We start from the raw sequence: 21,296 nt of genomic DNA on the forward strand, positions 1-21,296 counted from the left end.
ACCGCCAAGAAACCCGCCCCCGTCAAACCACCCGTGAACACCACCTGGAACCACCCTCATCCGGAGGCCGCCAGACGAGGCAACGACTCCCCACTCCCGGAGGTATTGACATGAGGCAACAGGGAGGTGCGGCGCACCGGCACTCGCATGAAGCACCGGTGCGCCGCGGACCAGGTCAGAAGCCTGCGGTCCCATTGGGCGTGCCGAGGCCCGTGGGGCCGTCCCAGCCGGTTCCGGCGTTGCACCAGATGGTGGTGGGGCAGGTGCCGTTGCTGCCGCCGGTCACGTCGAACAGGGCGCCCGGGTTGGCGTACGGCAGGGCGTTGGCGTACTGGCCCGCGCTCCCCGTGTTGCCGCTCAGGGCGTAGACGGAGGCGATGATCGGGGACGCCTCACTCGTGCCGCCGAACTGGCCCCAGGTGGAGGAGGTGCTGGTGGTCGGGTAGTAGACCGCAAGGCCACCGTTGGACGGGTCGGCGACCGCTGCGACGTCGTTCATGGCCCGCTTGGAGCAGCCGGTGTTCAGGCCGGCCTGGGCCGGCAGCGCGGCGTTGACGGTGGAGCAGCCGGATCCGGTGCCGCTCCAGACGGACTCGCTCCAGCCGCGGGTGTTGGAGGCCTTGTTCAGCGAAGTGCCGCCCACGGCGGTGACGTAACTGGACGACGCCGGGTAGGAGCCACCCTGGTAGCCGTTGTCGCCGGCGCTGGCGGTCACCGCGATGCCGGGGAAGTTGTAGTACTTGCCGTAGGACGCGTCCGAAGAGTCACCGCCGCCGTAGCTGTTGGAGATCGCGACGACGCCGGGCATCTTCGCCGCGGTCTGCACGCCGGTGCCGAGGTCCGTCATGGAGGCCGACTTGGTCTGGACCACCACGATCTTGCAGTCGGGGCAGGCGGAGGAGACGGCGTCGACGTCGAGCGCCTGCTCCCCTGCCCAGCCGGAGTTGAACGCCGGCAGCGAGGTTCCGCCGGTCTGGTTGACGATCTTCAGGCAGCCGTTGGCCTTGGTGCAGGCCGGGAGGCCGAACTGGCTCCGGAACACGCCCAGGTCACGCTCCAGGCTGGGGTATCCGTAGGCGTCCACGATCGCGACGGTGCGGCCGCCGGAGGTCAGGCCGGTGAGCTTGTAGGCGTCCTGCAGCCCCGCGGGAGTGAGGGCCGTGGGAGGAGGGGTGGAGCTGGCGAGGGGCTTGCCCGTCTTGTCCGTCATCTTGTAGGACTGGCAGGCGGCCTGCCCGGGAGCCGGGTCCGAACAGACGCGGACCGAGTGCCCTGTGGCCCGCCCGTGCCCCGGATCTGCGAAGCTCGGAGCGGCCGAGGCCACCAGGCTCGCCGCAAGGAGCAGGACGGAACCGGTGGCACTGAGAAGAGATCGTTTCATGGAACATTGACTCCTTAGGTCAATCCACTGACTCAGATGTAATGCCCCCGGAAATGCGAGTTAACTTTCCCCAGCGGGGAGCATATCTGAAGGGATGGCTTCAGAGGAAGAGTGCGGATCACACCGGTTTTTCCGCCGCGCCCAGGTCATGTTCCCGCGCGGCGGGCGTGCGCCGGGCGCGTGTGACACAGTTAAGCCCATGCAGCACGAGCCAGCCCGCCGTTCCTGGGCAGGCAACCCGCTCTTCCAGGCGGCCCACCGGATCTCCTCCGTGATCAATTCGGCACGGCTGAAGATGGCCCGGAAGACGCATTTCCAGCCCGCCACGGTGCCCTACATGGGCTACGGCTCCACCACGCAGGTACGGATCCTGGCACGCATCATGCTGGCGCCCCGCCCGATCCCGGGCAGCAAGGCGGACCGCAAGGCCAAGGCCGGGAACCAGAACATCCGCGGCTGGCGCGCCTTCACCTCGGTCCCGATCCCGGAGCGTGAGGTCGACATCGAGATCGGCGACGCCGCGGTGCGGGTCACGGCGGACCGCGGCGGTCTGGTGGACACCACGGTCCCGGTCGATCTGACGCCCGGCTGGCACACGGCCACCATCCGCGCCTCCGGGACGCCCTCCGCGAAGGCGAGGGTCCTGGTGCTGGAGCCCGGTGTCCGCTTCGGCATCCTGTCCGACATCGACGACACCGTCATGGTGACCGCGCTCCCCCGGCCTCTGCTGGCGTTCTGGAACGCGTTCGTCCTGAACGAGCGGGCTCGCATGGCCACCACGGGCATCGCCGTGCTGTACGAGCGGATTCTGCGCGCGCACCCGGGTTCCCCGGTGTTCTACCTCTCCACGGGCCCGTGGAACGCGGCCCCCACGCTGGACCGCTTCCTGCACCGCAACATGTACCCCCAGGGCCCTCTTCTGCTCACCGACTGGGGGCTGACGGAGCACCGCTGGTTCCGCAGCGGGCCGGAGCACAAACACGACAATCTGGAGCTCCTGGCCGCCGAATTCCCTGAGGTGAAGTGGCTTCTGGTGGGCGACAACGGCCAGCACGACGAGGCCATCTACTCCGCCTTCGCGCGGCGGCACCCGGAGAACGTGGCCGCCGTCGCCATCCGCCAGTTGTCCGTCGGTGAGGCGGTGCTGGCCGGCGGCCACACCCCTGACGTGGACCACTCGGGCTCGGAGATCCCGTGGGTCTACGCGCCCGACGGCGCGGGGCTGGCCGAGCAGCTCGGGCAGACCGGGCTGCTGTAAGGGCCAGCCGCCCTCGCCAGGGCGCTCAAGCGCTCAGCTGAGCGCCGCCGCCTCGAACGCGTCGTGCCCGATCACCTGGATCTCCCGGGTCGCGGCATCCCAGCGGAGGGTGTGGACGGAGCAGTTGGTGATGGTGGAGTAGTCGTAGTCCGCGCCGACCAGCTCGCGGAGGACCATGGCGATCCATCCACCGTGGGTCACCACGGCCACGTCGTCCTGGTCGAACGCGGCGGCCAGTTCTTCGAGGACCTCGAGCGCGCGCGCCTTCAGGTCCTCGTCGCTCTCGCGGCCCGGGATGAGGTCGCGCTCCGGGAAGCGCTCCTTGACTTCGTGGTCGAACAGGCCTTCGGCCTCGCCGAAGGTGCGCTCCATGAGGCGGGCGTCGGTGGCGGGCAGGGGAAGTCCCTGTGCCTCAGCGATGGCGCGGCCGGTGGCGTGGGCACGGCCCAGAGTGGAGGTGACGACGGCGGCGAGCGGCAGTCGCGCGAGCCGCTCGGCGACGTCGCGGGCCTCGGCACGGCCGGTGTCGTTGAGCGGGATGTCGGTCTGTCCCTGGTAGCGGTGCTGGAGATTCCAGTCGGTCTGGCCGTGCCGGACGAGGTGCAGGTTGCTGGCCATATGAATACCTTTCATTTCGGGAAGCTACCTATTCTCCCAGATCCTCCTGGGAATTTCCCGGGCGATCGTGATGGAACCGTCACCGGCGGCTTGGCACGCGCGCGGCAGAATGGCCGCATGGGGACTCGGACGGACCCGCTCTCGCGGGCGTGGCGGTGGTTCAACGTGGGCATTGGCGGGCTCGCGGTGCTCGTGGGCCTGGGCCTGGTGTGGAACATCTGGTCATCCTCGGGAGGCTTCCCGCCGCCGGCTCCTTGCGAACCGCCCGCCTACCACCTGCAAGCCGATCACGTGCGTGCAGGAGCCGACGTCGTGGTCGAGGCCCCGGACGCGAGCTGCGATCCCCGCTACGGTCACAACGCCCAGGTGGAGGTCCGGCTGCTGGACGCGAACCAGCACCAGCTCACCCGGGTCCTGGCGCCCATGAACGACGCCGGCGGGTTCAGTGCCAGAATGACCCTCCCCCAGTCCCTCGCCCCGGGTGTGTATCTGGTCAGCGCGACGCCGTATGAGCTCGGCACGTGCTTCGACACCAACCACCGGGCCGGCCGGGAGGATGGGCGGGACGAGGCCATCGTCCCGGCCTCCTGCGCCGAGCCGGTGAAGCTCTTGACGGTGAGTGGTCCGGTCTCCCCCGCTTCGGCGGGACCCACCGGCCCGCTCTGATCAGGCCAGGCCGTTGGCCGACAGCCAGGCCTTGGCGATGTCTGCGGGCTGCTTCTTATCCACGGTGCTCTGGACGTTCAGCTTCACCAGCTCCTGGGTGCTGAGCTTGGCGCTGATGGCGTTGATCGTCGCGGAGACCTTGTCCGCCACACCGGAGCTCACGATCGGAACCACATTGGAGGACAGGATCATGTTCTTCGGATCTTCCAGCGTCACCAGGTCACCCTGCTCGAAGGCGGGGTCGGCCGAGTAGATGTCCGCCACCTGCACGGTTCCGGCCCGGAGCGCCTCGAGCGTGGTGGGGCCGGTGGCAGAGAAGGCCAGGTCCACGCCGTAGTCCTTCTTGGCGGCGTCAGGGCCGTAGGGGCGCTTCTGGAACTCGGGGGCACCTCCGATGGTGACCTTGGTGGGCACCTTGGCCAGATCGGCGATGGTCTTCAGGCCGTATTTGTCCGCGAAGGCTTTGGTCACCGTGTAGGTGTCCTGGTCCGCGGCCTTGGCGTAGTCCAGGGCCACGAGGTTCTTCGGCAGCGCCTTCTTCAGATCCGCGTACACCGCGTCGGGGCTGGTGGACGTGGCGGAGCTCTGCAGGAACTCGAGCAGGTTCCCGGTGTACTCCGGAAACAGGCTGATGGCGCCCGACTCGACGTCCGGCATGTAGGCGTCACGCTGGCCGATGTTGAAACGGCGCTCGACCTTCAGGCCCTGCTTCTCCAGGCCCTGGGCGTAGATCTCAGCGATGATCTCGTTCGAGTAGTACGCCTGGGAGCCGATCACGATGGCTGAGCCGGACCCTGAACCGGAGGAGCTGCTGGACTGGGAGAGCGGGTTGCCGGAGCTGCAGGCGGCCAGCGCGAGCATGGCCGCCGCGGCGACCCCGGACAGCGCGGCCCGGCGGGTGATGGGGGTGGTGGACATGATGTCTCCTCTGGTCAATGGTCTACGAGGGTTCTGAAGTCTGCGATCAGCGGGTCGCTGAACAGGAGCTGGTGGGTGGCGGGTCATGTGGCCACGGCGCGTACTCCGGCCGGGACGGCGGCACGCTGGGCCACCGCGAACAAGAGGTCCACGACGAGCGCCAGGACGGCCACCAGGATGGCCCCGGCGAGGACCTCGTCGAAGCGGCGCAACGGGATGCCCTGGATGATGGGCCAGCCGAGCCCACCCAGATTCACGTACGCGGCGATGGTGACCGTGGCGATGACCTGCAGCGTCGCGGCGCGGAGGCCGCCGATGAGCAGGGGCAGCCCGAGCCGGAACTCGACCTTCCAGAACACCTGCCACGGGGTCATCCCGACGGCCCGCGCGGCGTCCAGGACCCGGCGGTCGATCGCTTCGATCCCGCTGTACGCCCCGGCGAGCAGGGACGGGATGGCCAGCAGGACGAAGGTGACCAGCGCGGCCGCCGGGACCTGCAGCACGCCGAACAGCAGCACCAGCAGGATCAGCAGCCCGAAGGACGGGACGGCGCGTGCGGCACCGGAGACGGCCACGGCGATCTCGCGGCCACGCCCCGTGTGGCCGATCAGCCAGCCTGTGGGCACCGCGATCACCACCGCGATCAGGACGGAGACCACGGTGTAGAGCAGGTGCTGCCCCAGGAGCACGGGCAGGGCGTAGCTCCCGGTCCACTGCTCGGGGTCGGCGAGCCAGCGGATCGCGTCGGCGAAGAAGTTCATGCGGAGACCTCCTCGGCTGGAGTCCGGGCTGCCCGCCCCCGGCCTGTGGCCGCGCGCTGCCAGGGCATGAGCAGGCGTCCGGCCAGTACCAGGAGCGCATCGACCAGCACTGCGAGCACGACGACGGCGGCCACCCCTGCGAAGACCTCCTCGATGAGGCGGCGGTCCAGGCCGTTGGTGAACAGGTACCCGAGGTTGGTGACACCGATGAGCGTTCCCACCGTGGCCAGGGCGATGGTGCTCATGGCCGTCACCCGGACACCGGCCAGGATCACGGGCCCGGCGAGCGGCAGCTCCACCGTCCAGAACCTCCGTGCTGAACCGTAGCCCATGGCGGTCGCCGCGCGCCGGACGTCGTCGTCCACCGAGTCCAGGCCGTCCGCGACGGCCCGGACCAGGATCGCCACGGCGTAGACGGTCAGCGCCACCACCAGGTTCGTCTCACTGATGGCCGAATACCCCAGCACCGCCGGGAGCAGGATGAGCAGAGCCAGCGAGGGGATCGTGTAGAGCAGCCCGGTCAGCAGGATCAACGGCCCACGGACCAGCCGGTACCGCCATGCCAGCCGGCCGAGCGGAACGGACAGGATGACGCCCAGGACCAACGCCACCACGCTCTGCCAGAGGTGCACCGCGGTGAGGTCCAGGATGAGGCCGAGGTTGGCGCCGATCCAGGTCATGTCAGTCCATACCTCCGGCGGTTGTGCCCGGCGAAGCCGGCGCGGACTCCGGTGACAAGGTCCCCTGGACCCGCCCGTCGGCGTCGACCACCACGGTGCCGTGTGCCCGCTGCTCCACACGCAACGCCCGCTTGCCCCGGTCCGCACCGATGAACGCGGCCACGAAGTCGTTCGCCGGGGCCGTGAGGATCTCCTCCGGGGTTCCCTCCTGCACGATCCGCGCACCCGCGCCGAGGATGACGATCCGGTCACCGAGCAGGAACGCCTCGTCGATGTCATGCGTGACGAACACCACCGTCTTATCCAGTTCGCGCTGGAGCCGCAGGAGTTCCCGCTGCAATTCGGTGCGGACGATCGGGTCCACGGCACCGAACGGCTCGTCCATGAGAAGGATGTTCGGGTCCGCCGCCAGTCCCCGGGCCACGCCGACCCTCTGCTGCTGGCCGCCGGAGAGCTGACTCGGGTACCGCTCGGCCAGTGACTGGTCAAGGCCCACCGTGCCCAGCAGCTCGCGGGCCCGGGCGTGGGCGTCCCGGCGCGAGGTGCCGTTCAGCCGCAGGACGGTGGCGACGTTGTCCAGCACGGTGAAGTGCGGCATCAGCCCGGAATTCTGCATCACATACCCGATGCTCCGTCGGAGCGTCACCGGGTCCCGCTCCAGGACGCTTGCGCCGTCGATCTCCACCGTGCCGGAGGTGGGTTCCACCATGCGGTTGATCATGCGCAGCAGGGTGGTCTTGCCGGATCCGGAGGAGCCCACCAGGACGGTGATGCGGCGCGCGGGGATCACCAAGCTGAACTCCTCGACGGCACGCGCGCCACCGGGGAAGGTCTTGGACACGGAACGGAACTCGATCATCGGCCTGTCCTTCGTCGGGTTGATTCCGACCCTACCGCGCACCCCCGACATCCGCAGGAGACGTTCACGCTGAGTCACGCCCATAGGCCTCGAGCAGTCGCAGCCACACCTCACTCATCGTCGGGTAGGACGGCACCGCATGCCAGAGCCGTTTGAGCGGGACCTGCCCCACCACGGCGATGGCCGCCGCATGGATCAATTCGGCCACATCCGGACCGGCCAGCGTCACCCCGAGCAGCACCTGGCGGTCCTCATCCACCACCATCCGGGCGCGTCCGCGGTAGCCGTCCTCGTGGAGGGACGCCCCGGCCACGGAGGAGAACTCCACATCCACCGCCCGGACCCGGTGCCGTGTCCTCCGGGCCGCCGCCTCGGTGAGCCCGACGGCGGCGACCTCCGGTTCGGAGAACACCACCTGAGGGACCGCGGCATGGTCCGCCGTGGCCATGTGGCGCCCCCAGGCGGCCACGTCCGCGGCCTCCCCGCGAGCGCGGGCCGCGATGACATCGCCAGCGGCCCGCGCCTGGTACTTCCCCTGGTGGGTCAGCAGAACCCGTCCGTTGACGTCACCCACGGCGTACAGCCAGTCCATGCCCGGCACGCGCAGCGTGTCATCCGTCGTGATGGGTGCCCCGGCCTTCAGCCCCACCACGTCCAGCCCGATGTCCGTGCTCCGCGGCCTGCGGCCGGTGGCCACGAGGATCTCCGCCGCGCGCACCTCCCCGCCGTCGGTGCGGACGGTGACGCCGTCGTCGTCGCGCACCACCGCGAGGGTGTCCACCCCGGTCCGCACGTCCACCCCGAGCTCCCGCAGGCCGTCGGCCACCAGCTCCGCCGCGAAAGACTCCAGGGAGGAGAGCAGCCCGCTCCGGGCCAGGACCGTCACCTGCGAGCCGAGGGACGCGAACGCCGTCGCCATCTCCACCGCCACCACGCCGCCGCCGATCACCACGAGCGACGGCGGGACCTCCTGCGCGCTGGTCGCCTCGCGGCTGGTCCACGGCGCCGCCTCCCGCAGGCCGGGAATGGCGGGGACCGCAGCGTCGGACCCGGTGCAGACAGCCACGGCGTGCCGTGCGGTGAGGATCTGTTCCCCGCCGCCGGCCAGGGTCACGGTCACCTGACGCTCGGCGCTGAGCCGGCCGTGCCCGCGGACCAGAGCGATGCCTGCGGAGTCCAGCCACGACACCTGGCCGTCGTCCTTCCAATGGCTGGTGAACTCGTTGCGTCTGGCCAGGACCGCCCCGACGTCCAGCCGGCCGGTGACGGCCTCGGCGCTGCCACCCACCCGCCGGGCCGCCCGCAGCGCCTGCGGCGAGCGCAGCAGCGTCTTGGACGGCATGCACGCCCAGTAGGAGCATTCCCCGCCCACCAGTTCGCTCTCCACGATCACGGCGGTCAGGCCTCCCTGCACGGCGCGGTCGGCCACGTTCTCCCCCACCGGGCCGCCGCCCAGCACGATCACGTCGTATTCGTCGGTCATGCGTCAGCCTTCCGTCGAGGTTCCCTCCGCCCAGCACATCACAGCCCGGAAAGGAGCACCATGGTTGCCCGCCGAAACTTTGTCAGTGGGACTCACTAGTGTTGGAGGGTTCTCTTCAGGTCCTAGTTCAAGGAGCAATTCCCCATGATGGGTGGGCATCACGCCGCCACGGGAGCCGCCGTCTGGCTCGCCGTCACCACACGACTGCACGTGGATCTGAGTGCGGTCACCTCTCACACGCCGCTGGGGCCTGTGACGTTCGACGTCGGGCTGGGCCTCCTGCACGTCAGCCCACTCGGTGTGGTGGCCGGTGCGCTCGTGACGGCCGGGGCGGCCCTGGTCCCCGACGCCGATCACCGCAATGCGACGATCGCGCACTCACTGCCGCCCGTCTCGAAGGCCCTGTGCATCGGCATGGAGGAACTGGCCGGCGGGCATCGGCACGGCACCCATTCACTGCTGGGACTGGCCCTGTTCACGGCCACGGCGTGGGTGGCGGGGCTGTGGCGGGTCCCGGTGCCTGGCCTGGGTCCGGTCGGTGTGGGCGCCGGGATCCTGTCCATCCTGCTCGTGTCCTTCGCCGCCAAGGCCCTGAAACTGGTCCCGGACCGGCTGAGGATCACGCCGTGGATCGTGGGGATCCTGGTGGGCGGGTTCATCGCCCTCGCAGCACCGCAGGAGGAGGGCTGGTTCCCGCAGGCCATGTTCCTGGGCGTCGCCGCGCACATCGTAGGGGATGCGCTGACGGTGGGCGGGGTCAATCTCCTCTGGCCGCTGTCCCTCCGCCCCCCGAAGGCGTTCCGGAAGATCCCGGTCCTCGCCTCCGTCTGGTCACAGGGCGGCTACATGGCGGTCCCGCTCCTGGGCAAGGCGGGATCCTTCCGGGAATGGCTCCTGCTGGTTCCGGTGAGCCTGTACACGGTCTGGGCGCTGGGGACGACGGTGTATCAGACCCTCGCTCCTCGCTGAGTGACGAACGATCCGTCTGTTCCGCTCCCGCGGCCCATCCCTCGCCGAGGTCAGCCGGCCCGGCTACCCTGATACCCATGGCCATCGAGCTTCCTGAGCTGCTGTTGCCGGACGCCCCGGCCTGGCGCGACTGGCTGGCGGAGCACCACGCCGGCAGCCCCGGGGTGTGGCTGGTCCTGCACAAGAAGGGCGGCACTGTGACGGAGCTGGCGTTCGAGCAGGCACTCGACCATGCCCTGTGCTTCGGCTGGGTGGACGGGCAGATCGGCCGCCGCGATGAGGGCAGTTATCGCACCCGTTTCACCCCGCGCGGGCCCAAGAGCCGCTGGTCGAAGAACAATGTGGCCAATGTGCAGCGCCTCGACGCCGCCGGACTGATGACGGACGCCGGACGCGCCGTCGTCGACGCCGCCAAGGCCGACGGCCGCTGGGAGCTCGCGTACTCGGGGCAGGCGACGGCGGAGGTCCCGGAGGATCTGGCCGCGGCCATCGCCGCGGTGCCGGCCGCGCAGGCGATGTTCGATGTGCTGACCTCGGTCAACCGTTTCGCGCTGATCTACCGGGTGGGAACCGTGAAGCGGGCGGAGACCCGGGCCCGGAAGATCTCCGAGTACGTGGCCATGCTGGCCCGGCAGGAGACCATCTATCCGCAGAGGCAGAAGCCATGAGTGAACTGAGCGGCATGGTGTCCGGGATCCCGGTCCGCCTTCACGCGATCGTGAGCGGCACGGTGCAGGGCGTGGGATTCCGATACTGGACACGCGCCGAGGCGGAGGGTCTGGGGCTGACCGGCGGTGTGGGCAATCTGCCGGACGGGACGGTGGAGGTGATCGCGGAGGGCACGCGCGACGCCGTCACGGACCTTCTCGACTGGCTGCGGTCCGGCGACACCCCCGGACGGGTGGGCGAGGTGGAGGCGCAGCTGGAGGAACCGAGCGGCGGCTTCCCCGGGTTCAGCGTTTGGTGACCCAATGAGCCACGCCGGCCTGGACACGCCCCTGCCCCGCCGGATCCTGCTGCACGGTGTCACGGGAACCGGCAAGACCACGACGGCGAATCGCCTCTCCGAGCTGGCCGGGATCCCCTGGCACAGCGCGGACGATGAGATCGGCTGGATGCCGGCCGCGGACGCTCCCTGGACCAACCGCGCGCCGGAGGAGATGCGTGCCATCGCCGCCGGTATCTGTGCCCAGGACGACTGGATCCTGGACAGCGCCTACGGCCACTTCACGGATCTGGTGCTGGCCCGTGCGGAGCTGGTGGTGGGGCTGGACTATTCGCGGCTTCTGACCTTCCTGCGCCTCCTTCGCCGGACCATCCATCGCATCCGGAGCCACGAATCGGTGTGCAACGGCAATGTGGAAACGCTCCGGCAGGCACTCTCCCGCGACTCGATCCTGATCTGGCACCTCACCTCATTCCGTGGCAAAAGGGCCCGGCTGCACGCCTGGGCCGCGGATCCGTCGGCACCTCCCGTCCTGATCCTGAAGAGTCCAGCCGAGCTGGAGTCCTGGCTGGGGCGGATCGCCCTCGCCGCCACCGAACACTCCTGACCTCCGGGCGAAACACGGGGGAAACCTCCGCCTGGGATGCTGGCCCCGTGGAACTCATGATTGAACGCGTCCGGGTCCGGACCGAGGAACTGGAATCCTTCCTCGCCGCGCACCACCACGAGATGGCCCCCACCGCGCCACCGGAGAGCCGGCACGCGCTCGCCCTGGACGGTCTGCTGGCGCCCTCGGTCCGTCTGTTCACGGCGCAGCTTGGCCGCGATCTGGTGGGCACCGGCGCGCTCAAGGAGCTGGAGCCCGGCCACGAGGAGCTCAAGTCGATGCGCACCGATCCCGGCCACCGCGGCCAGGGCTTCGGCCGTCGCCTGTTGTCCTTCCTCCTGGAGGATGCGCGACGGCGGAACGTCCTGACGCTCTCACTCGAGACCGGGAGTGCGGACTTCTTCGAGCCCGCCAGGGCGCTCTACCGTGCGCACGGCTTCCGCGAGTGCGGGCCGTTCGGCGGATACGCCGAAGACCCGCACAGCGTCTTCATGACCCTGAAGCTCTGACGCCGCCCATCACTACCGCTGACGGATCCCCCGTCTCATCCGGCGGACTCCCAGTGCTCCAGGAGCGAGTCCGCCAGTCGTTCCGGCTCCACGCGGTGCGGCGGATCGAAGTGGTGACGGCCGGCGAAGACCTCCAGGCGGAAGCGCGGGAACACGCCGGAGAGCCGCTCGGCGATCTCCCCGTAGTCGTCCGGATTGGAGAGCCCGCCGAGGGCGAAGTACACGGGCTTCGCGAAGCGGCACAGGGCGTCCCGGTCCAGATCATAGGAGGCGAAGGTCTTCAGGAAGGCCCGGATCCCCGCCGGCCGCAGGGCCATCCAAGGAGGCTGCTCGCCACCCGGCACCGGCAGCCCCGCGGTGACGCCTGGGCGTACGCCGAGCCGGACGAAGCCGGCCATGAACTCGTCCGGTCCAAGCCCGTCGAGGTCACGGTACTGCTCCCAGAGGGCACGGTGGGCGGGGCTCCACCCCCAGGACCCGGCCCAGGCCGGCTCCAGGAGCGCCAGGGACTCGAGCCTCCCGGGGTGCTTCGCGGCGAATGCCAGCGCGGACGCACCACCGCCGGAGTAGCCGAGCAGGTGGAATGTGTCCCAGCCTTGGGCATCGGCCTCGCGGAGGATGCCGGCGATCTCGGTGTCCAGGGAGTAGTCCGCGGACGGGGCGGGGCCGGCGTAGACCTCCAGGTCCTTGGTCACGGCGTCCACCGCACCGCCGGACCGTGTGCGCAGGACCTCCAGCAGGGGCCCATATGCCGGCCCGGCCGGCAGGACGCTGCCGGGGAGGAGAAGAACTCTGTGTGCTGCCGTGGTGTTCATGACTCCAGGGTCCCGCCGAACCGCCCCCCGGCACATCGCGCGTTCGCGCGATCTGTGCGATATTCGTCCCATGACGCGCCCCCTGCGCCTCGCCGAAGTGATCGCCGCGATCTCCCTCGCGACGGATCTGGGCATGGGGCAGCCTCTGGAGCAGGGTCTGCGAACCTGCCTCACCGCTCTCGAGCTGGCCGACGCCGCCGGCGTGGAGCCGGGCCTGCGGCGCGAGATCTACTACGCGGCGCTGCTGCGCTTCCTCGGCTGCACGGCCGATGCGCAGGAGTCGGCTGGAATCGCCGGCGGCGATGACATCGCTTTCCGAGCGGCCATCGCGCCCGTCCTGGGCGCCCCGCCCCGGCAATTCCTCTCCGCCGTGCTGCCGACGCTCGGTGCCGGATCCTCCCTCCGGTCGCGCGCCGTCGTCGTCTCCGCCTTTCTCACCGGTGGACCGGCCAGGATGCGCGACGGCGTCCGCGCGCACTGCGAGGCCGCCGAGACTCTCGCTCTGCGCCTGGGCCTTCCGGACGGCACGCGAGCGGCCCTGCGTGCGGCCTTCGAAAGCTGGGATGGCTCGGGATTCCCGGACGGAGTGGCCGGCGAGGACATCCCCCTCGCGGCGCGGGTGGTCTTCCTGGCCCGGGACGTGGAGGTGGTCTCCCGCCTGCACGGCACAGAAGCCCTCCAAGAGGTGCTGCGCTCCCGCGCCGGGCATTCCCTGGACCCGGCCTTGGCCGAGGCCGCCCTCCGGCATCTGGACCGCCTCGTGGACGTGGCCCGGACCGAACAGCCGTGGGATGAGATCCTGCATCGCGAGCCGCTCCCCCACGCCGAGGTCCCGGCGGAGTCGGTCGAGGAGACCCTGACGGTGTTCGCCGACTTCGCCGATCTCAAGAGCCCCCGGCGTGCCGGGTTCTCCCGGGACGTGGCCTCCCTGGCCTGCGCCGCCGCGCCCACCCTGGCCGCCACGCTCCGGCCGGCGGCCCTGGTACAGGACCTCGGCCGGGCCGCCGTGCCCTCCGGCCCGGGATCGGACCGGCCGGACGATGAGCGGCTGAGACTGCACCCCTATTACAGTGAGCGCATCCTGGCCCACGTCCCCGCACTCGCCTCCCTCGGCCGTCTCGCCGGACTGCATCATGAGCGGCTGGACGGCTCCGGGTACTACCGCGGCGCCGTCGCGGGAGAATTGCCGTGGGAGGCCAGGGTCCTCGCCGCGGCCGACGCCTTCCGCGAGCTTTCGGTCACCGAGGCGGGGCAGGAGCCGACGGCGTCCCAGGCTACCGCCCAGCTGCTCCGGGATGCGGGTCACGGCCTGGACCACGACGCCGTCGATGCCGTCCTCGCGGCGGCGGGCGTCCACGGGCAGAGGGCACGCCCGGCCTGGCCCGCGGGCCTCACCGAGCGGGAGGTGGAGGTGCTGCGGCTGATCTGCCGCGGCGCCACCAAGAAGGAGGTCGCCGCGGCGCTGGTCATCTCGCCGAGCACCGCCGACCATCACGTCCGGCACATCTACACCAAAACAGGCTGCTCGTCGCGGGCCGCCGCCACCCTGTTCGCGGTGGAGCACGACCTTCTCTGAACCGTTCAGTTCCCGCCTCGCCACACGCGGCGCCACCAGCGCGGGCCGCGCTCCGCCGTCGCGGTCTCCTCTTCAGCCACGACGACGACGGCGGCGCGCCGCTCGCGCCACCGCTCCACCTCCGCCTCGACGTCCCGGGCCGGGGTCACCACGGGCGGTCCACCTTGCAGCTGCCGGCGGGCGTTGATCACGCGGCGGTTGAACTCCTCCAACGCCTCCCGGACCTGCCGCTCGGAGGGCAACGAATCCAGGGTGGCATCCAGCTCCCGGTCCACGGTGCGCAGGAGGATGGCCTCCGGGCCCAAGCCGCTGAGATTCTCCCGGCGGATGAGTCCCTTGAGCCACCAGTCGGGATCGTAGGCGCCGTCGAGTCCGGGGACTGGCTTGCCGGAGTACTCCAGGTGGTCGAACTTGCCCTGCGCCATCGCTTCGCGGACCAGGTAGTCGGCGCGGGCGGCGGTGTCCACCTTCGCGCGCTTCTCCCGCAGCGCTTCCTGTTCGGCCTCGTGCGCCAGCTCCTCCTCGGTGAGGGCCGGGCCTCCGGCGCCCGCACGCAAGGAGGCGGCCCGTTCCAGGCGGGCCTCCAGCCCGTCGCGAGGCGATGCAGAGGTCATGTCCCCACGCTACTCCGCGGCCCGCCGTCGTGCCTGGATCACGGCGACCACCAGACCCACCGCCAGCCACACCGCGCCGACCGTCAGCGCACTCGCATTGGCGAAGGCGATGACCACCAGAAAGAAGAGGACGCCGAGTACCGGAACCGCCAGGTGCAGGAGCCGGTTCCGGCTCCTGCGACGGATCATGAAGTACCCCACCACGGAGGCGTGCAGGAGGATGAAGGCGCTCATCGCACCGATCGAGACGGTGGAGGACAGCAGGTCCAGTCCATCCGGGGCGATCGACGCCCAGACCGCCAGCACCAGGGTCGCCGCAGTGACCAGGACCGTGGCCAGGGCAGGCGAGGAGCCATTCCGCCGGACTGTCCCGAAGACTTTCGGGAAGCGCCGTTCCCGCGCCATGGTCATAACCACGCGGCTGCCGGCGGCCAGTCCCATCATCCCGGCGAAGCTGGCACCGAGCGCCTTTGCGATGCCCAGCAGCGTGGCGAGCCATGGGGCCACCTGGGAGCGAATGGCGTCGTAGAACGCGGTGCCCTGAGATTCCGGTGCGGCGGCGAGGCTCGCGGGGGTGGGCACGGTGACCAGTTCCACCACGTAGCTCTGCACCAGGAACAGCACCCCGGCGATCACCAGGCAAGCGAGCATGGCCTTGCCGATCATCCGGCTGCTGCCTGCGCTCTCCTCCGCGAACGTGGCGATGGCATCGAAGCCCAGGAACGCCATGGCCGCGATGGACACGGCGCCCAGGACGGCCGCGGCGGAAAACCCGTCTGCGCCCACGAGCGGGGCCAGCGGCGCCTGCCGGGATCCGTTCGCGGCGATGGCCGCCACTGCGGCGACGAGCACGACGACGAGCACTGTCACCTCCGCGATGACCACGGCCATGGCGGCGCGCGCCAGGCTCTTGCCTCCGGAAAGATTGAGCCCGGTGGTCACGACGACGGCCAGTGCCGTGAAGATCCAGGCCGGAACTGCGGGAAGGAAGGAGTGCATCGCCAGGCCGGTGAAGAGGAAGGCCACGCTGGGGATGAGGAGATAGTCGAGCAGCACCATCCAGCCGGCCACGAAGCCGGCTCCCCTGCCGATGCCTGCGGTGGCATAGGAGTAGACCGATCCGGCGGCTGGGATCACCCGCGACATCTGCGCGTAGGAGAGCGCGGTGAGCGTCATGATGAGCGTGGCGATGATGTAGACCGTCACCACGGCCCCACCGCTCTTCGCGTAGAGGAGACCGAAGATGCCCACCGGGGCGGCCGGACCGATGAAGACCAGGCCGTTGCCGATCAGCTGCCGCAGTCCGAGGGACCGTCGAAGGCCCCGCTCCGGGTCCGGGCGGTCCGCCGCGATCCGTTCTGTGGATGAACCGGACATGTTCAAGCGCTCCTGCCGATGATCAGTCGTGTGACCGGTCTCCGCACACTGTGACACGAAGCGAGTTTTTTCCGGCCGCGGGACTTTTTTGCGGCCACCAGACATAAGCGATGGAGGACGCCGGGCATTCCCGTTTTGGGCCACTTCCGCATCCCGGAAGAATCAATGCCGCCCGAAAGAGCGTTACTCGACGTTCATTCGCTGTTTTGCCAGTTCAGCCAGCATATTATTTTAGCTAGACTGTGCTAAACAAGCTTTAAGAATGTTTCTGGCATCCTTTTCCGCCATGCGTGAAATGGTCCTTTCAGACCTTCGGAAACGGGTCAGCGGAATGACATCGCTGCGATTCGAAATCAACCATTGACAGACTTGTCACGCACTTGTGTAATGAGAGCGTCGTGATGACTTTGTCGTCCGTCGTTCGAAAAAGCTGAATCCGGTATGACCGAGGGGAGGGAACATGCCACACGCATCCGCTTCAGGATCACGTGCGCTGCGCATCCTGCGCTACGCGGCTCTCGCCGCGGGCACCGGTGTGGGCTGGCTCCTCCTTTCGAGTTCCCCGGCTTCGGCCGCGACGTCGGAACCGGCACCGTCTCCAGGACTCCTCGGAGGCCTGACTCAGACGGTGTCCACGACGTTGAAGAGCACCACGGGCCAGGTGGCCGGAGTCGTCTCACAAGTCACCGGATCCACTCAGGCCACATCCCTGACGGCACCGGTCGTGAGCCCAGTCGCGGTGGCACCGGCCTCCACGACCGTCCAGCACACGATCGGCGCTGTCGCCGGAACGGTGAACTCGACGCTGACGTCAGTCGACTCGACGATCCAGGCAGTGACGGCGGCTGTGCCCCAGGCACAGACGCTGGTCGGTTCCACTGCCACTTCCGCCACCCAGACGGTGACCGGGAGCGTCCAGGCCGTCACCACGATCGCAGACGGCGTCCTCCAAGGCCCGCTGGCTCCACTCGCCCCAGTGGTGGACTCACTGACGTCGACGGTCTCGCAGACCGTGACCAGCACGGGTTCCACGCTCGGCACCACCGTCACCACCCTGCCCATCGACCAGCTGACCAACCCGGTCACCCAGATCACCACAGGCGTGACCGGGATCGGCTCGAGCACGGTGTCAGGAATCACGACCACGCCGGTCGCGGTGCTCCCCACGGGGGTACTCCCGGCGCAGCCCGCAGGCCCGTTCACTTCGCCGTCCACGGCGGCCGTTCAGGGCGTCCCGGCAGGCATCCTCACAGACTTCCCGGCGGGCACTCCCCCCGCCTCCGTGCCGTACGGGTTCCCGGGTTCCGGCACCGCCTTCCTCGGCGGTACTGCGGCTCCCGCGAGTTCCGCCGCCGGTGCCTCCGGCACGGAGCACCAGGCACCTTTCAAGGACCCCAGCCCGCTGAATGCCGGCGCCGGTCTTTCCTCTTCTTCCGGTGGGCAGTCGGGCTTCGGCTCCATGGCTGCCGTGGCACCGGCCTCTCTCGAAATCCTCGCAGCCGACGGCAGCGATCGGGGTATTCGCGCGGTTGACATCGCGCCCGCCACCGCATCGTTCGACCCCGGCTCCACTCCTGACTGATCACAGGAAGCGCCTGCCATCTCTGGGCGGGCAGACCTTCCAACCCGCGCATAGTTGCGCTTCCTTTGTGATCATTCAGGAGTATCGCTGTGAACAAGAACACTCGCCGGGCTCTTCTCGGCACGGTCTTCGCCTGCGGCCTGTACGGCATCGGACAGGCGGCGGCATCGGCCGACACCGGCACCACGAACCCCGCACCATCCACTGACTCGTCGACAACTTCCACGGCCGGACAGACCCCCAGGTCGTCTCTGCTCGGGGGCGTCACCGGCCTGCTGGGCCAGACCGTCAACACCGTCACCGGCACGGTCAACCAGACCGTTTCTTCACTCGCCGGCACCACCGCCGTGGCCCCGGCTCCTCAGCCGGCCGCGCCGGCACCCCGTCAGGCTCCCGTCCTGGCACCCGCGGTGACCGCCCCGTCCCCGGTAACCAACCTCCCGGCTCCCGTGTCGCTGCCCATTCCGGCCGCGCCGGTGGCCATTGCCCCGGCTCCGTCGGCAGTTCCGAGCCTCCCGGTCGCCTCGGTGACCGGGACGCCTTCCGTCCCCGGAACCTCCGTTTCCACCACCATTGGCGGCAGCAACACGACGGCCGGTTCGACGTCGTCGGGCTCCGTCTCCACGCAGGCCGGGACTGACCCGGTGACCCCGAGCGCACCGTGCACCTGCACGAACGGCCACACCGGCCCGGCGCACACCGTGGCCGATGCCGTCGACCCGCTGGTGACCCCGGTTCTCGGCACTGTGACGAGCGGCGCCGTCGGCCAGCTGCCGGCCCAGCTCCCCATCCCCCTTCCGCTCAATGTGCCGGGGCTTCCCGTTCTGCCGGGCACGGGCGGCGTGGAGCCGGGCACTCCCGGTACGCCGGGTACGAACCTCCCGGGCGGCAACCCTGGAGACCTGATCGGACAGCTGCCGGTTCAGCTGCCGAGCCTGCCGGGAGTCATCCCCGGCGCCACGCCGGGAGGGCTCCTCGGCACCGTGCCGCAGGTCATCGGCGGGGCGGTTTCCGGTCTGCCGGGCGTTCCCGGTGTTCCCGGCCTGCCGGGGACCGGGAATCCGGGAACCCCGGGCGTCCCCAGCGGTGTCATCCCCGGTGGTGACAATGGAACCCCCAGCGGTGTCGAGCTGCCGATCCCCGCGGTGGGGACCGTCCGTGCGGGCACCACTCCTAACGGTGGGGTTTCCGTCGGAAAGAACCTCAACGTCGCCGGCGTGAAGGACCTCTGGGACCTCAGCGCAGGACCCAACGGCGCCTCCACCACCGACCGCATCGGCACCGACATCACCAACGTCTTCGTCGACGCGAGCCTGCCCCTGAACGGACAGAAACCCCACCTGAACATCGAACTGCCGGACCTCTCCGGCATCACCGGAAACCTCCCCAGCGTCCCCGGCGTTCCGGGCGTTCCGGGTCTGCCCGGCGGTGACAACGGCGGCAACCCGGGTAACCCCGGAACCCCCGGCGGAGTCATCCCCGGTGGTGACAACGGCACCCCCAGCGGCGTCGAACTCCCCGTTCCGGGCATCGGATCCGTCCGCGCAGGCACCACCCCCAACGGTGGCGTCTCCGTCGGAAAGAACCTCAACGTCGCCGGCGTGAAGGACCTCTGGGACCTCAGCGCAGGACCCAACGGCGCCTCCACCACCGACCGCATCGGCACCGACACCACCAACGTCTTCGTCGACGCAAACGCCCCCCTCAAGTCCGGCAAACCGCACCTGAACATCGAACTGCCCAGCCTCGGCGGCATCACCGGCAACCTCCCCGGCACCCCCGGCCTGCCCGGCGGTGACAACGGCGGCAACCCGGGCAACCCCGGAACCCCCGGCGTCCCCAACCCGAACGACCTGCTCGGCAACCTCACCCACACCATCACCGGTCTGATCCCCGGCAGCGGCAACGGTGGAACCCCGGGTCTCCCGGGCGTTCCGACCCTCCCGGGCCTGCCCGGCCTCCCGGGTCTGCCCGGCGGTAACAACGGCGGAACCCCGGGCCTGCCCGGCGTTCCGACCCTCCCGGGCCTGCCCGGCCTCCCGGGTCTGCCCGGCGGTGACAACGGCGGCAACCCGGGCAACCCCGGAACCCCCGGCGTCCCCAACCCGAACGACCTGCTCGGCAACCTCACCCACACCATCGGAAACCTGATCCCCGGTGGCACCCCGAGCCTGCCCGGCCTCCCGGGTCTGCCCGGCGGTAACAACGGCGGAACCCCGGGCCTGCCCGGCGTTCCGACCCTCCCGGGCCTGCCCGGCCTCCCGGGTCTGCCCGGCGGTAACAACGGTGGAACCCCGGGCCTGCCCGGCGTTCCGACCCTCCCGGGCCTGCCCGGCCTCCCGGGTCTGCCCGGCGGTGACAACGGCGGCAACCCGGGCAACCCCGGAACCCCCGGCGTCCCCAACCCGAACGACCTGCTCGGCAACCTCACCCACACCATCGGAAACCTGATCCCCGGTGGCACCCCGAGCCTGCCCGGCCTCCCGGGTCTGCCCGGCGGTGACAACGGCGGAACCCCGGGCCTGCCCGGCGTTCCGACCCTCCCGGGCCTGCCCGGCCTCCCGGGTCTGCCGGGTCTGCCCGGCGGTGACAACGGCGGCAACCCGGGCAACCCGGGAACCCCCGGCGTTCCCAACCCGTCCGACCTGCTCGGCAACGTCGTGAACACCGTCACCGGCCTGATCCCCGGTGGCACCCCGAGCCTGCCCGGCCTCCCGGGTCTGCCCGGCGGTGACAACGGCGGCAACCCGGGCAACCCGGGAACCCCCGGCGTCCCGAACCCGAACGACCTGCTCGGCAACCTCACCCACACCGTCACCGGCCTGATCCCCGGTGGAACCCCGAGCCTGCCCGGCCTCCCGGGTCTGCCCGGCGGTAACAACGGTGGAACCCCGGGTCTGCCCGGCGTTCCGACCCTCCCGGGCCTGCCCGGCCTCCCGGGCGGTAACGGCGGCAACCCCGGAACCCCCGGCGTCCCCAACCCGAACGACCTGCTCGGCAACCTCACCCACACCATCGGAAACCTGATCCCCGGTGGCACCCCGAGCCTGCCCGGCCTCCCGGGTCTGCCCGGCGGTAACAACGGCGGAACCCCGGGCCTGCCCGGCGTTCCGACCCTCCCGGGCCTGCCCGGCCTCCCGGGTCTGCCCGGCGGTAACAACGGTGGAACCCCGGGCCTGCCCGGCGTTCCGACCCTCCCGGGCCTGCCCGGCCTCCCGGGTCTGCCCGGCGGTGACAACGGCGGCAACCCGGGCAACCCCGGAACCCCCGGCGTCCCCAACCCGAACGACCTGCTCGGCAACCTCACCCACACCATCGGAAACCTGATCCCCGGTGGCACCCCGAGCCTGCCCGGCCTCCCGGGTCTGCCCGGCGGTAACAACGGCGGAACCCCGGGCCTGCCCGGCGTTCCGACCCTCCCGGGCCTGCCCGGCCTCCCGGGTCTGCCCGGCGGTAACAACGGTGGAACCCCGGGCCTGCCCGGCGTTCCGACCCTCCCGGGCCTGCCCGGCCTCCCGGGTCTGCCCGGCGGTGACAACGGCGGCAACCCGGGCAACCCCGGAACCCCCGGCGTCCCCAACCCGAACGACCTGCTCGGCAACCTCACCCACACCATCGGAAACCTGATCCCCGGTGGCACCCCGAGCCTGCCCGGCCTCCCGGGTCTGCCCGGCGGT

At 70.2% G+C, this 21,296-nt stretch carries 19 protein-coding genes and 1 pseudogene; 10 read left to right on the top strand and 10 right to left on the bottom strand.

The features are described 5' to 3' along the window. Window positions 1–175: 175 nt before the first annotated feature. Window positions 176–1,381, bottom strand: coding sequence for a S53 family peptidase (locus tag Q9R02_RS16200; protein ID WP_305997746.1), 1,206 nt, complete (start codon window positions 1,379–1,381; stop codon window positions 176–178). 199 nt (window positions 1,382–1,580) lie between these two features. Between Q9R02_RS16200 and Q9R02_RS16205 the strand changes: the two genes are divergently transcribed. After that, entirely contained in the window at window positions 1,581–2,639 is a 1,059-nt protein-coding gene (locus Q9R02_RS16205; protein ID WP_305997747.1) for an App1 family protein phosphatidate phosphatase, read from the top strand. 33 nt (window positions 2,640–2,672) lie between these two features. Here Q9R02_RS16205 and Q9R02_RS16210 read toward each other — a convergent pair whose 3' ends face one another. Beyond that, the gene (locus Q9R02_RS16210; RefSeq protein WP_305997748.1) at window positions 2,673–3,257 is read right to left on the bottom strand and encodes a histidine phosphatase family protein; all 585 of its coding nucleotides are present in this window, start codon (window positions 3,255–3,257) and stop codon (window positions 2,673–2,675) included. 117 nt (window positions 3,258–3,374) lie between these two features. Here Q9R02_RS16210 and Q9R02_RS16215 point away from each other — a divergent pair, with 117 nt between their 5' ends. Beyond that, entirely contained in the window at window positions 3,375–3,923 is a 549-nt protein-coding gene (locus tag Q9R02_RS16215) for a hypothetical protein (protein ID WP_305997749.1), read from the top strand. Here the strand turns inward: Q9R02_RS16215 and Q9R02_RS16220 are convergent, their stop codons facing one another. The 5 genes from Q9R02_RS16220 to Q9R02_RS16240 all read right to left on the bottom strand — a co-directional run bounded on the left by Q9R02_RS16220 (window position 3,924) and on the right by Q9R02_RS16240 (window position 8,624). Next, window positions 3,924–4,841, bottom strand: coding sequence for an ABC transporter substrate-binding protein (locus tag Q9R02_RS16220; RefSeq protein ID WP_305997750.1), 918 nt, complete (start codon window positions 4,839–4,841; stop codon window positions 3,924–3,926). Window positions 4,842–4,924: 83 nt separating this feature from the next. Then, window positions 4,925–5,602, bottom strand: a complete 678-nt coding sequence (locus tag Q9R02_RS16225) for an ABC transporter permease (RefSeq protein ID WP_305997751.1) — start codon at window positions 5,600–5,602, stop codon at window positions 4,925–4,927. Next, the gene (locus tag Q9R02_RS16230; RefSeq protein WP_305997752.1) at window positions 5,599–6,282 is read right to left on the bottom strand and encodes an ABC transporter permease; all 684 of its coding nucleotides are present in this window, start codon (window positions 6,280–6,282) and stop codon (window positions 5,599–5,601) included. Before Q9R02_RS16230 ends, Q9R02_RS16225 begins: the two co-directional genes overlap by 4 nt. Window position 6,283: 1 nt before the next feature. Continuing rightward, window positions 6,284–7,141 carry an ABC transporter ATP-binding protein gene (locus Q9R02_RS16235; RefSeq protein ID WP_305997753.1) on the bottom strand — a complete coding sequence of 286 codons (858 nt, stop codon included), beginning with the start codon at window positions 7,139–7,141 and terminating at the stop codon, window positions 6,284–6,286. A 64-nt stretch (window positions 7,142–7,205) separates the two neighbouring features. Beyond that, window positions 7,206–8,624 carry a dihydrolipoyl dehydrogenase family protein gene (locus Q9R02_RS16240; protein WP_305997754.1) on the bottom strand — a complete coding sequence of 473 codons (1,419 nt, stop codon included), beginning with the start codon at window positions 8,622–8,624 and terminating at the stop codon, window positions 7,206–7,208. A 144-nt stretch (window positions 8,625–8,768) separates the two neighbouring features. Between Q9R02_RS16240 and Q9R02_RS16245 the strand changes: the two genes are divergently transcribed. The 5 genes from Q9R02_RS16245 (at window position 8,769) to Q9R02_RS16265 (ending at window position 11,655) form a co-directional block, all read left to right on the top strand. Next, on the top strand, window positions 8,769–9,593 hold the full coding sequence (locus tag Q9R02_RS16245) for a metal-dependent hydrolase (RefSeq protein WP_305997755.1): 825 nt from the start codon (window positions 8,769–8,771) through the stop codon (window positions 9,591–9,593). A gap of 77 nt (window positions 9,594–9,670) precedes the next feature. Further along, complete coding sequence (locus tag Q9R02_RS16250) at window positions 9,671–10,261, top strand: YdeI/OmpD-associated family protein (protein WP_305997756.1); 591 nt, start codon at window positions 9,671–9,673, stop codon at window positions 10,259–10,261. Continuing rightward, window positions 10,258–10,560, top strand: a complete 303-nt coding sequence (locus Q9R02_RS16255) for an acylphosphatase (RefSeq protein WP_305997757.1) — start codon at window positions 10,258–10,260, stop codon at window positions 10,558–10,560. Before Q9R02_RS16250 ends, Q9R02_RS16255 begins: the two co-directional genes overlap by 4 nt. Window positions 10,561–10,564: 4 nt before the next feature. Next, the gene (locus tag Q9R02_RS16260) at window positions 10,565–11,146 is read left to right on the top strand and encodes an adenylate kinase (protein ID WP_305997758.1); all 582 of its coding nucleotides are present in this window, start codon (window positions 10,565–10,567) and stop codon (window positions 11,144–11,146) included. 56 nt (window positions 11,147–11,202) lie between these two features. Further along, the gene (locus Q9R02_RS16265; protein WP_342006945.1) at window positions 11,203–11,655 is read left to right on the top strand and encodes a GNAT family N-acetyltransferase; all 453 of its coding nucleotides are present in this window, start codon (window positions 11,203–11,205) and stop codon (window positions 11,653–11,655) included. A 35-nt stretch (window positions 11,656–11,690) separates the two neighbouring features. Here Q9R02_RS16265 and Q9R02_RS16270 read toward each other — a convergent pair whose 3' ends face one another. Beyond that, window positions 11,691–12,470, bottom strand: coding sequence for an alpha/beta fold hydrolase (locus tag Q9R02_RS16270; protein ID WP_305997760.1), 780 nt, complete (start codon window positions 12,468–12,470; stop codon window positions 11,691–11,693). Window positions 12,471–12,540: 70 nt separating this feature from the next. On the opposite strand from Q9R02_RS16270, the gene Q9R02_RS16275 reads away from it, so the two are divergent. After that, complete coding sequence (locus Q9R02_RS16275) at window positions 12,541–14,046, top strand: HD domain-containing phosphohydrolase (protein WP_305997761.1); 1,506 nt, start codon at window positions 12,541–12,543, stop codon at window positions 14,044–14,046. Window positions 14,047–14,051: 5 nt separating this feature from the next. Here the strand turns inward: Q9R02_RS16275 and Q9R02_RS16280 are convergent, their stop codons facing one another. Then, the gene (locus Q9R02_RS16280; RefSeq protein ID WP_305997762.1) at window positions 14,052–14,660 is read right to left on the bottom strand and encodes a DnaJ family domain-containing protein; all 609 of its coding nucleotides are present in this window, start codon (window positions 14,658–14,660) and stop codon (window positions 14,052–14,054) included. A 9-nt stretch (window positions 14,661–14,669) separates the two neighbouring features. Beyond that, window positions 14,670–16,037 carry an APC family permease gene (locus tag Q9R02_RS16285; RefSeq protein WP_305997763.1) on the bottom strand — a complete coding sequence of 456 codons (1,368 nt, stop codon included), beginning with the start codon at window positions 16,035–16,037 and terminating at the stop codon, window positions 14,670–14,672. 460 nt (window positions 16,038–16,497) lie between these two features. Between Q9R02_RS16285 and Q9R02_RS16290 the strand changes: the two genes are divergently transcribed. Together Q9R02_RS16290 and Q9R02_RS16295 are read left to right on the top strand one after the other, a co-directional pair. Next, the gene (locus Q9R02_RS16290; RefSeq protein WP_305997764.1) at window positions 16,498–17,619 is read left to right on the top strand and encodes a hypothetical protein; all 1,122 of its coding nucleotides are present in this window, start codon (window positions 16,498–16,500) and stop codon (window positions 17,617–17,619) included. Between the two features lie 89 nt (window positions 17,620–17,708). Continuing rightward, window positions 17,709–21,296 (top strand): annotated as a pseudogene (locus Q9R02_RS16295) (hypothetical protein); the annotation flags it as partial.

Origin of the sequence: Arthrobacter horti (genome assembly GCF_030731045.1) — a bacterium.
Taxonomy (GTDB): Bacteria; Actinomycetota; Actinomycetes; order Actinomycetales; family Micrococcaceae; genus Arthrobacter_E; species Arthrobacter_E nanjingensis.

What these genes read in the sequence shown, in the direction of transcription:
- Q9R02_RS16200 (WP_305997746.1), bottom strand. Translation starts at nt 1,381, where the DNA reads ATGAAACGATCTCTTCTCAGTGCCACCGGTTCCGTCCTGCTCCTTGCG.
- Q9R02_RS16205 (WP_305997747.1), top strand. Translation starts at nt 1,581, where the DNA reads ATGCAGCACGAGCCAGCCCGCCGTTCCTGGGCAGGCAACCCGCTCTTC.
- Q9R02_RS16210 (WP_305997748.1), bottom strand. Translation starts at nt 3,257, where the DNA reads ATGGCCAGCAACCTGCACCTCGTCCGGCACGGCCAGACCGACTGGAAT.
- Q9R02_RS16215 (WP_305997749.1), top strand. Translation starts at nt 3,375, where the DNA reads ATGGGGACTCGGACGGACCCGCTCTCGCGGGCGTGGCGGTGGTTCAAC.
- Q9R02_RS16220 (WP_305997750.1), bottom strand. Translation starts at nt 4,841, where the DNA reads ATGTCCACCACCCCCATCACCCGCCGGGCCGCGCTGTCCGGGGTCGCC.
- Q9R02_RS16225 (WP_305997751.1), bottom strand. Translation starts at nt 5,602, where the DNA reads ATGAACTTCTTCGCCGACGCGATCCGCTGGCTCGCCGACCCCGAGCAG.
- Q9R02_RS16230 (WP_305997752.1), bottom strand. Translation starts at nt 6,282, where the DNA reads ATGACCTGGATCGGCGCCAACCTCGGCCTCATCCTGGACCTCACCGCG.
- Q9R02_RS16235 (WP_305997753.1), bottom strand. Translation starts at nt 7,141, where the DNA reads ATGATCGAGTTCCGTTCCGTGTCCAAGACCTTCCCCGGTGGCGCGCGT.
- Q9R02_RS16240 (WP_305997754.1), bottom strand. Translation starts at nt 8,624, where the DNA reads ATGACCGACGAATACGACGTGATCGTGCTGGGCGGCGGCCCGGTGGGG.
- Q9R02_RS16245 (WP_305997755.1), top strand. Translation starts at nt 8,769, where the DNA reads ATGATGGGTGGGCATCACGCCGCCACGGGAGCCGCCGTCTGGCTCGCC.
- Q9R02_RS16250 (WP_305997756.1), top strand. Translation starts at nt 9,671, where the DNA reads ATGGCCATCGAGCTTCCTGAGCTGCTGTTGCCGGACGCCCCGGCCTGG.
- Q9R02_RS16255 (WP_305997757.1), top strand. Translation starts at nt 10,258, where the DNA reads ATGAGTGAACTGAGCGGCATGGTGTCCGGGATCCCGGTCCGCCTTCAC.
- Q9R02_RS16260 (WP_305997758.1), top strand. Translation starts at nt 10,565, where the DNA reads ATGAGCCACGCCGGCCTGGACACGCCCCTGCCCCGCCGGATCCTGCTG.
- Q9R02_RS16265 (WP_342006945.1), top strand. Translation starts at nt 11,203, where the DNA reads ATGATTGAACGCGTCCGGGTCCGGACCGAGGAACTGGAATCCTTCCTC.
- Q9R02_RS16270 (WP_305997760.1), bottom strand. Translation starts at nt 12,470, where the DNA reads ATGAACACCACGGCAGCACACAGAGTTCTTCTCCTCCCCGGCAGCGTC.
- Q9R02_RS16275 (WP_305997761.1), top strand. Translation starts at nt 12,541, where the DNA reads ATGACGCGCCCCCTGCGCCTCGCCGAAGTGATCGCCGCGATCTCCCTC.
- Q9R02_RS16280 (WP_305997762.1), bottom strand. Translation starts at nt 14,660, where the DNA reads ATGACCTCTGCATCGCCTCGCGACGGGCTGGAGGCCCGCCTGGAACGG.
- Q9R02_RS16285 (WP_305997763.1), bottom strand. Translation starts at nt 16,037, where the DNA reads ATGTCCGGTTCATCCACAGAACGGATCGCGGCGGACCGCCCGGACCCG.
- Q9R02_RS16290 (WP_305997764.1), top strand. Translation starts at nt 16,498, where the DNA reads ATGCCACACGCATCCGCTTCAGGATCACGTGCGCTGCGCATCCTGCGC.